At 73.6% G+C, this 12,574-nt stretch carries 12 protein-coding genes; 2 read left to right on the forward strand and 10 right to left on the reverse strand.

Annotation, left to right across the window (positions count from 1 at the left end; all coding sequences use genetic code 11):
- Positions 1-123: 123 nt before the first annotated feature.
- The 8 genes from ACJ9NR_RS09570 to ACJ9NR_RS09605 form a co-directional block, all read right to left on the reverse strand.
- A complete protein-coding gene (locus tag ACJ9NR_RS09570) occupies positions 124-495 on the reverse strand; it encodes a DUF6807 family protein (protein WP_412487074.1) in 372 nt (123 codons plus the stop codon).
- Positions 492-1,637: a Gfo/Idh/MocA family protein gene (locus tag ACJ9NR_RS09575; RefSeq protein WP_412487075.1), complete on the reverse strand. Its 1,146-nt coding sequence runs from the start codon at positions 1,635-1,637 to the stop codon at positions 492-494. Before ACJ9NR_RS09575 ends, ACJ9NR_RS09570 begins: the two co-directional genes overlap by 4 nt.
- A gap of 46 nt (positions 1,638-1,683) precedes the next feature.
- The gene (locus ACJ9NR_RS09580) at positions 1,684-2,568 is read right to left on the reverse strand and encodes a carbohydrate ABC transporter permease (RefSeq protein ID WP_412487076.1); all 885 of its coding nucleotides are present in this window, start codon (positions 2,566-2,568) and stop codon (positions 1,684-1,686) included.
- On the reverse strand, positions 2,565-3,500 hold the full coding sequence (locus ACJ9NR_RS09585; RefSeq protein WP_412487077.1) for a carbohydrate ABC transporter permease: 936 nt from the start codon (positions 3,498-3,500) through the stop codon (positions 2,565-2,567). The genes ACJ9NR_RS09580 and ACJ9NR_RS09585 overlap by 4 nt, the downstream gene beginning before the upstream one ends.
- A 96-nt stretch (positions 3,501-3,596) precedes the next feature.
- The gene (araD, locus tag ACJ9NR_RS09590; protein WP_412512767.1) at positions 3,597-5,315 is read right to left on the reverse strand and encodes an L-arabinonate dehydratase; all 1,719 of its coding nucleotides are present in this window, start codon (positions 5,313-5,315) and stop codon (positions 3,597-3,599) included.
- A gap of 17 nt (positions 5,316-5,332) precedes the next feature.
- Positions 5,333-6,244, reverse strand: a complete 912-nt coding sequence (locus tag ACJ9NR_RS09595; protein WP_412487079.1) for a dihydrodipicolinate synthase family protein — start codon at positions 6,242-6,244, stop codon at positions 5,333-5,335.
- A complete protein-coding gene (locus ACJ9NR_RS09600) occupies positions 6,241-6,897 on the reverse strand; it encodes a GntR family transcriptional regulator (RefSeq protein ID WP_412487080.1) in 657 nt (218 codons plus the stop codon). The genes ACJ9NR_RS09595 and ACJ9NR_RS09600 overlap by 4 nt, the downstream gene beginning before the upstream one ends.
- 197 nt (positions 6,898-7,094) lie before the next feature.
- Positions 7,095-7,685 carry a TIGR03086 family metal-binding protein gene (locus ACJ9NR_RS09605; protein WP_412487081.1) on the reverse strand — a complete coding sequence of 197 codons (591 nt, stop codon included), beginning with the start codon at positions 7,683-7,685 and terminating at the stop codon, positions 7,095-7,097.
- A 162-nt stretch (positions 7,686-7,847) separates the two neighbouring features.
- Here ACJ9NR_RS09605 and ACJ9NR_RS09610 point away from each other — a divergent pair, with 162 nt between their 5' ends.
- A complete protein-coding gene (locus ACJ9NR_RS09610; protein WP_412487082.1) occupies positions 7,848-9,116 on the forward strand; it encodes an MFS transporter in 1,269 nt (422 codons plus the stop codon).
- Here the strand turns inward: ACJ9NR_RS09610 and ACJ9NR_RS09615 are convergent.
- Positions 9,053-10,216, reverse strand: coding sequence for a hypothetical protein (locus ACJ9NR_RS09615; RefSeq protein WP_412487083.1), 1,164 nt, complete (start codon positions 10,214-10,216; stop codon positions 9,053-9,055). The two genes, ACJ9NR_RS09610 and ACJ9NR_RS09615, sit on opposite strands and share 64 nt — an antisense overlap.
- Entirely contained in the window at positions 10,213-11,184 is a 972-nt protein-coding gene (locus tag ACJ9NR_RS09620; protein ID WP_412487084.1) for a 5-dehydro-4-deoxyglucarate dehydratase, read from the reverse strand. The genes ACJ9NR_RS09615 and ACJ9NR_RS09620 overlap by 4 nt, the downstream gene beginning before the upstream one ends.
- Positions 11,185-11,492: 308 nt before the next feature.
- Here ACJ9NR_RS09620 and ACJ9NR_RS09625 point away from each other — a divergent pair, with 308 nt between their 5' ends.
- Positions 11,493-12,302 (forward strand): NAD-dependent epimerase/dehydratase family protein, encoded by an 810-nt coding sequence (locus ACJ9NR_RS09625; protein WP_412487085.1) that lies wholly within the window; start codon positions 11,493-11,495, stop codon positions 12,300-12,302.
- The last annotated feature ends 272 nt before the right edge of the window (positions 12,303-12,574 follow it).

The following is a 12,574-nucleotide window of genomic DNA, read 5'->3' on the forward strand; positions in this document are numbered from 1 at the left end:
CGGTCGGCTCTCTTCTTCCGGATGGGACGGAGACAGGGGGTGGTGAGGGGGCGACCAGCGGGGTAAGCGCTTGCTGCGAAGGTGTGACATGGCGGCTCCCGACAGGCGTACGGGTGCGGTGTGTTACAGGGGGGTGATCCTGAAGTGCGTGAAGGCCGCCGCGCCGGCGTGGCCCGTCCCGACGGGTGCCAGCGCGAACAGGCCGAGCAGGGCGCCGACCCAGCGCCAGGGCGTGGCGGCGAAGACGACACCGGAGGGGCGCGGGCCGTCCCCGGCGTCGTGGAAGAAGCGGCAGCGGGCCCCGGGCCCGATCTCGACCCGCAGCCGTACGCGTTGGTCGGCCGGGCTCAGCTCGGTGACCGCCGTGCCGGCCAGTGTGGTGACGGGGTGCAGATACGGGCGCGGGGCCAGCCGCGGCGGCAGCTCGGGCCGGGTGACGTAGCGGCCGACCGGGCGGCCCGCGACGCGCAGGACGGGCGAGTCGGTGGTCGTCATCGGGCGCTCACCTCTCTCGGCGGGGCCCAGGCGGCGCCGAGTTCGGAGTAGAGGGCGAGGGTGTCGGCCGAGGCGGCGACGAGTCCGTCGACACCGGGGACGACCCGGCGGCCCTCGCCGGGGAGCAGGTGCCAGGTGCCGTCCGGGAGCGGGGCCGGGTCGGGGGCCCGCCGGATCGCCTCGACGACCTTCATGAAGGCGCCCGTCGCGGCGGGAGGCACCAGCAGTCCGCTGCCGTGCGCGAGGTGGTCGGTGAGGTTCTCGAGCAGGTCGGTGCGGGCGTACTCGTACTCCTCGGGGCCGTGGCCGGCGCGCTGCAGCAGGACGCGGTCCTGCTTGTACCAGAAGGTGATCCGGCCGCTGGTGCCGTGCACCACGACGTACGGCTCGTCGGGGTCCTCGGCGCACAGGGTCGCGGCGACGGTGACCTGCGCGCCCCGGGTGGTGGTGACGCGCACGCAGGAGGTGTCGTCGGACTCGATGTCGTTGGCGCGCAGCAGCTCCAGCTCGATGCCGGTGACGTCCTCGGCGCGCGGGGTGCCGTTCAGGGCGAGGGCGGTGGCGACGGCGTGCGCGAGGGGGTTGGTCAGCACGCCGTCGACGACGTCGACGCCGTTCAGCCGCCGCCTGCCCGCCCAGGGCGCCCGGCGGTAGTAGGACTCGGGCCGCGCCCAGGCGCCCGCCCCGCCGATGCCGACGACCTCGCCGACCGCGCCCTCGGCGACCATCCGGCGGATCGCGGGCACGGCGTGCGAGCCGAGCGACTGGAAGCCGATCTGGCAGGCCACGCCCGCCGCGGCCACCCCGTCGGCCATCCGCCGGAACGCGGCGTACGACGGCGCGGGCGGCTTCTCCAGCAGCAGGTGCACGCCCCGGCGGGCGGCCGTGAGCGCCAGGTCGGTGTGGGTCGGGATCGGCGTGCAGATCACGGCGATCCGGGCGCCGGTGGAGTCGAGCAGCGCGCCGAGGTCGGTGGACTGCTCGGGCGCCCCCAGGCGGTCGGGGATCTCCTCGGCGGCCAGCGGGGCCAGCTCGCAGATCCCGGCCAGGCGCACCGCGCCCCGGTCCTGGAGCCGGCGGATGTTGTCCAGGTGCCGGCGGCCGTGGCCACGCGCGCCCGCCAGCACGATCGGTACGGTCATGGGGTCCTCCCTGCGCCACTGGTGGCCGCCGCGGTCCGTCGGAGCCTCATCCCTTCACCGCCCCCGCGCTGAAGCCGGTGATCAGCCACTTCTGGATGAAGGCGAACACGATCACCACGGGCACGGCCGCGACGATGCCGCCCGCGGCGAGCGCGCCGAGGTCGACGCTGTCCGCGTTCATCAGCGTGTTGAGGCCGACCGGGATGGTCTGCTTGCCCTGGTCGCTGAGGAACATCAGGGCGAACAGGAAGTGGTTCCAGGCGTGCACGAAGGCGAAGGAGCCGACGGCGATCAGCCCGGGCCGCAGCAGCGGGAGCACGACGATGCGGAAGGCGGTGAACCGGTCGCAGCCGTCGACCCAGGCGGCCTCCTCCAGGGAGTACGGCACGTTCCGGATGAACCCGCCGATCAGGATCATCGACAGCGGCAGCTGGAAGACGGTCTCGGCGAGGACGACGCTGCCCAGGGAGTTGATCATCCGCAGGTCGGCGAAGATCTCGAACAGCGGCACCAGGAGCAGCGCCCCCGGCACGAACTGCGTGCAGAGCAGGGCCAGCATGAACGCCTTCTTGATCCGGAAGTCGAACCGGGCGAGGGCGTAACCGCCGGCCAGCGCGACCAGGGTCGTCGTCACCAGGGTGGCGAGCCCGACGAGGACGCTGTTCTGGAAGTAGGTGCCGAAGGCCCGCTCGTTCCAGACCTTCTCGAAGTGGTCGAAGGTCATCGGCCAGGGCACGAGCGAGGTCGAGCCGGCCGGGCGGAGCGCGAAGAGCACGATCCAGTAGAAGGGGACGAGCGTGAAGAGCAGATAGACGGCGAGCGGGAGGTAGATGTGCCGGCGGGGGACCTCGTCCCAGGCGCGGCGCCTCCTGCCCGGCCGGGCGGGCGCGGACGCCGGGCGCTCCGGCGCGGGTGCGACCTCGGTGATCACCTGCCCTCACCTCCGAACTTGCTCAGCCGCAGATAGACGATCGAGCAGAAGAGCAGGATCACGAACGCCACCGTGGTCAGGGCGGAGGCGTAGCCGAAGTCGTGGGCGTCGACGCTGGTGTCGGCGACGTAGAGCGGGAGGGTCGTCGTCTCTCCCGCGGGGCCGCCGCCGGTGAGCGTGTAGAGCAGGTCGACGTTGTTGAACTCCCACACCGCGCGCAGCAGGGTGGACAGCACGATCGCGTCCTTCAGGTGCGGCAGCGTGATGTGCCAGAACTGCTTGAGCCGGCTCGCCCCGTCGACCTCGGCGGCCTCGTAGAGGTCCTTGGAGACGGACTGCAGGTCGGCGAGGATGAGGATGGCGAAGAAGGGGACGCCGCGCCACAGGTCGGCGACGATCGCCGCGGGGAAGACGGTGGAGGTGTCCGAGAGCCAGCTGGTGCCGTACGAGCCGATCCCGGCGTCGGCCAGGTAACGGGTGATGCCCGTCTGGGAGTTGTAGAGCAGCACCCAGATCGCGGAGGTCAGCACGCCGGAGACGGCCCACGGGGAGAAGACCAGCGCGCGCGCCAGCGCCCGCCCGGCGAAGGTCTGGTTGACGATCAGCGCGAGTGCGAGGCCGAAGAGCAGCTGGAGGCCGACCTCGACCACGACCCACTTGGCGCTGAAGGTCAGCGTGTCCCAGAACTGCGGGTCCCCGGTGAAGATCCGGACGAAGTTGCCGAAGCCCGCGTAGCCGTTCCGCCACGGCTTGGTGGGGTTGTAGTTCTGCAGGCTGTAGTAGAAGACGCTGAGGACCGGGTAGGCGATGAAGCCCAGCATCAGCAGGGCGCCCGGCGCGATCAGCAGGTAGGGCAGCCGGCGTGGCGTGGCGGAGGCACGGCGCCGCCGGGCCGGTGCGGGCGGTCGCGCCACGGCTGCGGCTTGGGCCATGACTTTCTCCGTTCGCTTGCGGTGGGTCGTGTGCGGATATGGGTGAAGCGCTTTCTCGACGTATGTGGCGCGGCGGGGTCGCGCTGTCCGCGGGGCTCAGCCCGCGTAGGGGTCCGCGACCGTGCCCGGGCGGGCCAGGAACTCGAAGTCGCAGCCGGTGTCGGCCTGGGTGATCTGCTCGTCGTAGAGCGCGCCGTAGCCGCGTTCGTAGCGGGTGGGCGGCGGCGTCCAGTCGGCCCTGCGCCGCGCCAGCTCCTCGTCGTCCACGTGGAGGTGGAGCGCGCGTGCCTCGACGTCGAGGGTGATGAGATCCCCGGAGCGGACGAGGGCGAGCGGTCCGCCGACGTAGGACTCGGGCGCGACGTGCAGCACGCAGGCGCCGTAACTCGTGCCGCTCATCCGGGCGTCGGAGATCCGCACCATGTCCCGCACGCCCTGCCTGAGCAGGTGGCCGGGGATCGGCAGCATCCCGTACTCGGGCATGCCGGGGCCGCCCCTGGGCCCGCAGTTGCGCAGCACCAGCACGCTGTCGGCCGTGATGCCCGAGCCGGGGTCGTCGATGGTGCGTTGCATGGCCCGGTAGCCGTCGAAGACGACCGCGGGGCCGGTGTGCCCGAGCAGGTGCGGCTCGGCGGCGATGTGCTTGATGACGGCGCCGTCCGGGCAGAGGTTGCCGCGCAGGACGGCGACTCCGCCCTCGCTCGCGACCGGGTTGTCGCGGGTGCGGATGACGTCGTCGTCGTGGACGGCCGCCCCCTCGATCTGTTCCCCCAGCGTGCCGTTCACGGTCCGCCGGTCCAGGTGCAGCAGGTCGGTGATCCGGGAGAGGAAGCCGGGCAGGCCGCCGGCGAAGTGGAAGTCCTCCATGAGGTAGGTCCGTCCGCCGGGCCGGACGTTGGCGAGCACCGGCACGGTGCGCGCGACGCGGTCGAAGTCGTCGAGGGTGAGCGGCACCCGGCAGCGTCCCGCCATCGCGATCAGGTGGATGACCGCGTTGGTGGAACCGCCCAGCCCGAGCACCGTGGTGACGGCGTCCTCGAACGCCTCGCGGGTGAGGATCGCGGACGGCTTCAGCCCGGTCCAGGCGAGGTCGACGGCGCGGCGCCCGGAGGCGGCGGCCATCCGCTCGTGCGCGGAGTCGACGGCCGGGATCGAGGAGGCGCCCGGCAGCGTCATGCCGAGGGCCTCCGCGGCCGCGGTCATCGTGGACGCGGTCCCCATGGTCATGCAGTGGCCGGGGGAACGCGCCAGGCCGCCCTGCAGCTCGCGCAGTTCGCAGTCGGTCAGGTTGCCGGCGCGGTGCTCGTCCCAGTACTTCCACATGTCGGTGCCGGAGCCGAGGGTCTCACCGCGCCAGTGGCCCGGCAGCATCGGCCCCGCGGGGACGAAGAGCGACGGCACGTCGGCCGAGGCCGCGCCCATGAGCAGCGCCGGGGTCGACTTGTCGCAGCCGCCGAGCAGCACCGCCGCGTCGATCGGGTACGAGCGCAGCAGCTCCTCCGTCTCCATCGCGAGCAGGTTGCGGTAGAGCATCGGGGTCGGCTTCTGGTACGTCTCCGAGAGCGTGGCGACCGGGAACTCGAGCGGGAAGCCCCCCGCCTGCCACACCCCCCGCTTGACCGCCTCGGCGCGCTCGCGCAGATGGAGGTGGCAGGGGTTGATGTCCGACCAGGTGTTGAGCACGGCGACGACCGGGCGGCCCCGGTACTCCTCCGCCTCGTAACCGAGCTGGCGCATGCGGGCGTTGTGCGACCAGGTGCGCAGCCGCCCCTCGGTGCCGTACCACTGGTGGCTGCGGAGCTCTTCGGGGCGCATTCGGCCGGCGGGCGCGTTCACAGGGACCATCCGGCGGCTATCGCGGCGACCTCCGCGCGTTCCTCCGCGGGCAGCTGCCTGCTCGGCGGGCGGACGTCGCGGCGGCACAGGCCGAGGGAGGCGAGGGCCTCCTTGACGACGGTGACGTTGTCGGCGGAACCGTTCGCGGCACGCAGTTCCTCGAAGCGGCGGATCTGCTCCCAGACCTTCATGGCGGCCGGGTAGTCGCCGGCGCGCAGCGCCTCGATCATGTTCAGCGAGACGGAGGGGGCGACGTTCACCAGCCCGGAGGTGAAGCCGGTGGCGCCCGCGGAGAAGTACGAGGGGGCGTAGGGCTCGGCGAGACCGGCGATCCACACGAAGCGGTCGAGGCCCGCGTCCCGGGCGAAGGCGGCGAACCTGGCGGCGTCCGGGACGGCGTACTTGGCGCCGATGACGTTCGGGCAGGCGTCGGCGAGTTCGGCGAGCCGGGCTCCGGCGAGCCGGGCGTTGCGGATGTAGGGGACGACGCCCAGCTCGGGGACGGACGCGGCGATGGCGCGGTGGTAGTCGACCCAGCCGGCCTGGGAGACGTAGGGGTGGACGGGCTGGTGGACCATCACCATCCGCGCGCCGTGCTCGCGGGCGTGCCGGGCGGAGGCGACGGCGGTGGGCACGTCGTGCCCGACGCCGACCAGGACCGCCGCCCGGTCGCCGCTCTCCTCCAGGGTCAGCTCGGTGACCAGCCGGCGCTCCTGCGGGGTCAGGGCGTAGAACTCGCCGGTGTTGCCGTTCGGGGTGAGGGTGGTGACTCCGCCGTCCAGCAGCCGGCGCAGCAGGGCCCGGTGGGCGCCGGTGTCGACGGTGCCGTCCCCGGCGAACGGGGTGACCGGGATCGCCACCACGTCGGCCAGGGCCGTCCGCTGGCTCTCGAACGCCGCGCTGCTCATTCCTGGCCTTCCCCGGACCGGGTTTCGGGGAACGCCCGCCGCACGAAGGACGCGATGTGCGCGTGCAGGGCGCGGGCCGCGCCGTCGGCGTCGCCGTCGAGGGCGAGGCGCAGGATCTCCCGGTGCTCGCCCGCCTCCCGCTCCCAGGAGGGGTCGGAGGCCCAGGCCACCGCGGAGACCAGGGCGGCCTGGTCGCGCACCTCGTCGAGCATCCGGCCGAGCAGCGGGTTGCCGCACGGCAGGTACAGCGCGCGGTGGAACTCCCGGTTGGCGAGGGAGCGTTCGGCGGTGTCGCCCGCGTCGTCGGCCCGGGTCAGGGCGTCGCGCGCGGCGTCGAGCGGGGCGCCGCGCCGCACCGCCCGCCGCAGCGCCTCCGGTTCGAGCAGCAGCCGCACGTCGTAGACCTCGCGCGCCATGTCCGCGTCCACCATGCGCACCGTGACGCCCTTGTACTGGCTCATCACCACGAGCCCGGTGCCGGCCAGGGTCTTGAGCGCCTCGCGCACCGGGGTCTTGGAGACCCCGTACTGCGCGGCGAGCTCGGTCTCGACCAGGGCCTGACCGGGCGTCAGCTGCCCGGTGAGGATGCGGTGTTTGATCGCGTCCAGCACGTACTGCGTGCGGGACGGGATCGGCGTGGGCACAGAGGTCATGCGCGCCTCTCGGGAGTCAACGCGAGATCCGGGTGATCCCAGTGATCAGATCTCGCGTATCGCGTCTCATATATGACGTACGAAGTACGACGCGTCGAAGGTAGGAGGGGGTGCCGGTTTCGTCAATGGTTCCGGCAGAAGAAGTCGGGGCCGCGCGGTGTGCGCGGCCCCGACCGGGCGTTCCTGGGCTGCTCGGCTCAGCCCTCCCGGCGCCAGGCCGGGTCCCGGCCGCTCAGCCCGACCGCCCGGTCGAGCAGTGCGGCGCCGGGCGGGACCGGCACGATCGGCCCGAAGATGCGGCCGCGGGCCGGATCGCCGGCCGCCGCCCGCAGGAAGTCGTGCGAGGCACGCAGGGCGGCCGGGTCCGGGGTGTACTCCTGGCCGGTGGCGCGGGCCAGGTCCCAGCCGTGGATCACCAGTTCGTCGGTGGCGACGGCGGCGGCGACCGCGCCGGGCAGGTCCACGCCGCCGGCGCGGGTCATACCGGTCCGGGCGGCCGGGTCGCGCCAGGCCTCGGCGAGCTCGTCGAGGGCCTTGGGCAGCTCCTCGCGCCAGCCGGGGCCGAGTTCGGGCAGCCCGGCCTGCGGGGAGGTGTCGGTGGTGCCGCCCAGGTCCTTGCGGGCGGCGTCGCGGAAGGCGACGGCCAGGCCGAGGATGTGGGCCAGCAGGGCGCGCACCGGGTAGTCGGGACAGGGCGTCGGCCCCACCATGTGCTCCTCGCGCACCCCCTCCGCCAGGCTCGCGACGACCTGCGTCTGCGGTCCGAGGTCGAGGGTCGTGTCGGTCATCCGCTGCTCCTCCGGGTCGGGGTTCCTCGCAAGGGTGGACCGGCCCGGCACGCGGAACTCATCGCCGGGGGGAGAACCGGCGGACGCCCCCTCGCCCGCGCCGCCTTTCTAGGGCAGTTGCCCCATGCCCGGGCGGGGGCCTTAGCCGCACGATGGCCAGGCATGACGACATCGGCATCGGCATCGCAAGAACCGGCCTCGGGACCGGAATGGACCCTGATGCGCGTCCTGCGGGACCGCAACGCGGGGCTGTACCTCGTCGCGGTCGTGGTCTCCGGCTTCGGCAGCTCGGCGCTGTGGCTGGCGTCGGGCGTGTGGGTGAAGGACCTGACCGGCTCGGACGGCCTCGCGGCCCTCAGCCTGCTCGCCATGTGGGCGCCCACGCTCGCCGGTCCGCTGCTCGGCACCCTCGCCGACCGGGTGCGCCGCAAGCCCCTGCTGATCGGCACGAACCTCCTGCCGGCCGCCCTGCTGCTCACCCTCCTCACCGTCGGCTCGCCCGGCCGGGTCTGGCTGGTCTACGCGGTCCTGTTCCTGTACGGCGCGGCGGGCGTGGTGCAGGACGCGGCCGAGTCGGCCCTGGTCGCCGCCACCGTCGACCGCTCCCTGCTCGGCGACTTCAACGGGCTGCGCATGACGGCGAACGAGGGCATGAAGCTGGTGGCGCCGCTCGCCGGCGCCGGTCTCTACACGATGTCCGGCGGCCCGGCCGTCGCCCTGCTGGACGCGGTCACCTTCGTCCTGGCCGCGGGGGTGTGCGCCCTCCTGCGCGTCCGCGAGGAGAAGGCGGCGACGCCGGCGGGGGGCTGGTGGGCCCGGACGGCCGAGGGCACACGCTTCCTCCGGGCGCACGCCCGGCTGCGGCCCCTGGTGCTGGCGGCGGGCGCCACCATGCTCTGCGCCGGCCTGAGCGGCGCGCTGCTGTACGCCGTCGTCGACGGCCTCGGGCACGCCCCCGCCTACGCCGGTGTCCTGTACGCCGTCCAGGGCGCGGGCTCGGTCGCGCTCGGACTGGCCTCCGGCCCGGCCCTGCGGCTGCTGGGCGAGCGCCGGTTCGCGGCGGCCGGGATCGCCCTCACCGCGTGCGCGGTGGCGGCGCGGGCGGTACCGGCCGATCCGGTGGCGCTGGCGTGCAGCGCGGCGAGCGGGGTGGGGCTGCCGTGCGTGCTCATCGCCGCGATGACGGCCGTGCAGCGCGCGACCCCGGGCGCGCTGCTGGGCCGCACGGCCGCCACCGCCAACACCTTGATGTTCACGCCGAACGTGGCCGGTCTGGCCGTCGGCGCGGCCCTGGTCGAACTGGTCGACTACCGCCTGCTGCTGGCCGCCTGCGGCCTGGCGCTGCTGGTGACCGCCGCGTCCCTGGTTCAGCTCCCGGCCAGCGCCTCCCGCACCAGCGACAGGTCGCCGTCCGACGCCAACCCGGCGTGATAGAGCCGCAGTTCGGTGGCGCCGCGGTCCCGGGCCGCGGCCGCGTCCGCCGCCAGCGTGGCCGGGTGGCCGCCCATCCCCGAGACCACGGTGAAGTTGGCGGCGACGACGGCACCTTCGCGGCCCCGGGCGGCGAACGGCGTCAGCAGACCCGTACCGCCGGCGCACGGTACGACCACGCCGTCGGCGACGGTCAGGATGTGCGCCGGGTCCACGCCTGCGTTGGCGCCGGTGTGATACGTCACCGGGTCGGCGTGCAGCAGCACCTGGAAGCCCTCGGGGGCCGCCGCGCGCACGGCCCGGACCGCCGCCTCCTGGAGGGTGCGCGCGGTCTCGTCACGCCACGCGCGCGTGGCGGCCGCCTTCGCCGCGCCGAGCGGCTTCTCCACCCCGGCCCAGCCCCCGTCGTCGGGCGCGCCCCGCCACAGCGGCTCCAGCGCCTCGCGCACGGAGGCCGCCAGTTCGCCGGGGTCCAGGCCCTGATCGCCGTAGCCCTCCCGGCAGGCGGGGCAGAAGCAGAGCGACATCAGGTACGAGCCCGCCTCCCCGAGGGCCACCCCGGCGGTCTTGTCGTGGGCGTGCAGGTGCTGCAGCCCGTACCAGCCGAGCGACTCCAGCTCGGTGCCGCGCGCCCCCGGCCGCACCGCCGCCTCGGCGGCCAGCTCGACGAGGTACGCGCGCGTGGCGGGCTGGGCGATGCACGGGGCCCACGGGTAGCGGTCACCGTAGGCGTTGACGACGGAGGTGTCCGGACGCTCCGCGCCCAGCCGGGAGTTGTGCGCGAGCACGACCCAGGTGTGCACCTCGAGCCCGGCGTCCGCGAGCGCCGCCGCGGCCTCGCCGTACGCGTCCCCGGGCGCCCAGTCCCCGGCCTCGTACGGCCTGAGCTCCCGCCCCTGCCAGCGCGCGTCCGTCGGATAGAGCACGGCGGAGTGCTCGGCGGTGACGACGCGGTGGCGCGGGTGGCGGGGCGTCAGCGCGCGCGTGGAGTGGTACGCGGCGGCGAGCGTCACCTGCCGCACGCCGAGCGCGGCGACGCGTCCCGCGGCCTCCGGGTCCCCGACGACGTCCCAGGGGTAGACGAACGCCGACGCCTTCACTTGCCCTCCGCGCCGGTCGCGGAGGTCCCGTCGATCCCGTCCAGCAGCGCGTACCCGCGCTCGATCAGCTGGGAGAGCTGCTTGACGTGGTCCTCGGCGGGTTCGTGCAGCGGGGGGCGCACCTCGCCCACGTCCAGGCCGCGCAGCCGTACGCCCGCCTTCACCAGGGCGACGGCGTAGCCCCGCCCCTGGGCGCGCAGTTCGACGAACGGCCGGTAGAAGCCGTCGAGCAGGCGCCGAGCGGTCGCGTCGTCGCCGGTGCGCAGGGCCTCGTAGAAGGCGCGGGCGATCTCCGGGGCGAAGCAGAACACGGCGGAGGAGTACAGACCGATGCCGATGGCGCGGTAGGCGAGCTGGGTCTGCTCGGCGGTCGGCAGGCCGTTGAAGTAGAGGAAGTCGCCGGGGACGTCGGTGCGTACGGCGCTGATGACGCGCTGCATCAGATCGAGGTCGCCGAGGCCGTCCTTGAAGCCGATGATCCCGTCCGTGCGGGCGAGTTCGGCGACGCTCGCGGGGGTGAACACGGCGTTGTCCCGCTGGTAGACGATCACGGGCAGCGCCGTGGAGGCGGCCACGTCGCGGTAGTGCCGCAGCAGCCCCTCCTGCCCCGCGCGCACGAGATACGGCGGCATGGCGAGCAGCCCGTCCGCCCCGGCCCGCTCGGCGAGGCGCGCGTAGCGCACGGCGAGCGCGGTCCCGTATCCGGCGCCGGCGACGACCGGCACCCGCCCGTCCGTCTCCTCGACGGCCGCCCGCACGCACGCCTCGAACTCCTCGGGCGTGAGCGCGTGGAACTCGCCGGTGCCGCAGCAGGCGAAGACCGCGGCGGCCCCCGCCCCGACCCCGCGGCGCACATGGGCGCGGTAGACGTCGAGGTCGACCGAGCCGTCCGGCCCGAAGGCGGTGACCGGGAAGAACAACGGCCCACTGGGGATGCTGAGTCGAGCGGCGAGGGGGGACGGCGTCACGGGCTCTCCCTGGGGCAGACGCGCAGTGGCAGACGCGTACGTTCTTCTGATCGATGTCTATATTTCTGAACATCGCCACACTAGGGAGCCGACTCCGCCCAGGTCAAGCCACCGCCTTGCCGGGATGGCGGCGGACAGAAACGGCACAGAAACGGAAAGGAAAACGACGGACGAGCGGCGCGAGCGGATCCGGCCGCTCCGCGCGACACTTGACGGAGGTGGACGCGCTCCTTAGCGTTTCCACGGATGTGAATACCGTCCACGCATACGGCCACCTGTCACAGGCGGCGGACCAAGGAGACCCGAGGATGCCCGCTCCCCGCACCGTCCTGCTCACCGGCGCCGCCGGCGGACTCGGCACCCTCATGCGGAACCTGCTCCCCGCCTTCGGCCATGAACTGCGCCTGCTCGACCTGCGCCCGATCGAGGGCGAGCCCGACGCGATCACCGCGGATCTCGCGGACAGAAAGGCGCTGCGTGAGGCCGTGCGCGGCGTCGACGCGATCATCCACCTCGCCGGCATCTCCCTGGAAGCCCCCTTCGAGAAGATCCTCGCGGCGAACATCGAGGGCACGTACAACCTGTACGAGGCCGCCCGCGAGGAGGGCGTCGGCCGTGTCGTCTTCGCCTCCTCCAACCACGCGGTCGGGTTCACCCCGCGCCCCCGGGACGGCGACCCGCTCATCCCGGTCGACACCCCGCGCCGCCCCGACACCTTCTACGGCCTGTCCAAGTCCTTCGGCGAGGACCTCGCCCAGCTCTACTGGGACAAGCACGGCATGGAGACCGTCTCGGTGCGCATCGGCTCCTGCTTCCCGGAGCCCACCAGCGTGCGGATGCTGTCGGTGTGGATGAGCCCGGCCGACGGCGCCCGCCTCTTCCACGCGGCCCTGACCGCCGAGAACGTCGGCCACACCGTCGTCTACGGCTCCTCGGCGAACACCCGGCTGTGGTGGGACCTGTCCACGGCGCGGGCGCTCGGCTACGAGCCGCAGGACGACTCCGAGCCGTTCGCGCGCAAGCTGATCGCCGAGCAGGGCGAGCTGGACCCGGACAACGTCGCGCACGCCTGCCTCGGCGGCCACTTCGTGAGCGAGCCGCCCATCTGGCCGTACTGATCCCGCCCGCCGCCGGGAGGCGGAAAAACGATGCTCGCCGCGGCGGGCGGGCACCGAACGGGCCCGCCCGCCGCGGCATTCGGGCACAGCGGCTGCCCGATCCCACGCCGTCACTCACAGCAGCGCAGGTCCGAGGCGGGCACTCCGCTCCGCAAACGGGCACATACGGGCAGCATCGAGTCTGCAACAAGCCTGGTCAGTGCCGCGCACCGGGAGTACAACTTCCCCCATGGCCCCAACCGGGCCCGAACGGGCAGCGAGCAGGGAAAGGT

Origin of the sequence: Streptomyces sediminimaris, from assembly GCF_047049295.1 — a bacterium.
In the GTDB taxonomy this organism is placed as follows: Bacteria; Actinomycetota; Actinomycetes; order Streptomycetales; family Streptomycetaceae; genus Streptomyces; species Streptomyces sediminimaris.

Coding starts and splice junctions, on each gene's coding strand:
- ACJ9NR_RS09595 (WP_412487079.1), bottom strand. CDS start 6,244: ATGAGCAGCGCGGCGTTCGAGAGCCAGCGGACGGCCCTGGCCGACGTG.
- ACJ9NR_RS09605 (WP_412487081.1), bottom strand. CDS start 7,685: ATGACCGACACGACCCTCGACCTCGGACCGCAGACGCAGGTCGTCGCG.
- ACJ9NR_RS09610 (WP_412487082.1), top strand. CDS start 7,848: ATGACGACATCGGCATCGGCATCGCAAGAACCGGCCTCGGGACCGGAA.
- ACJ9NR_RS09575 (WP_412487075.1), bottom strand. CDS start 1,637: ATGACCGTACCGATCGTGCTGGCGGGCGCGCGTGGCCACGGCCGCCGG.
- araD (WP_412512767.1), bottom strand. CDS start 5,315: ATGCGCCCCGAAGAGCTCCGCAGCCACCAGTGGTACGGCACCGAGGGG.
- ACJ9NR_RS09625 (WP_412487085.1), top strand. CDS start 11,493: ATGCCCGCTCCCCGCACCGTCCTGCTCACCGGCGCCGCCGGCGGACTC.
- ACJ9NR_RS09570 (WP_412487074.1), bottom strand. CDS start 495: ATGACGACCACCGACTCGCCCGTCCTGCGCGTCGCGGGCCGCCCGGTC.
- ACJ9NR_RS09600 (WP_412487080.1), bottom strand. CDS start 6,897: ATGACCTCTGTGCCCACGCCGATCCCGTCCCGCACGCAGTACGTGCTG.
- ACJ9NR_RS09585 (WP_412487077.1), bottom strand. CDS start 3,500: ATGGCCCAAGCCGCAGCCGTGGCGCGACCGCCCGCACCGGCCCGGCGG.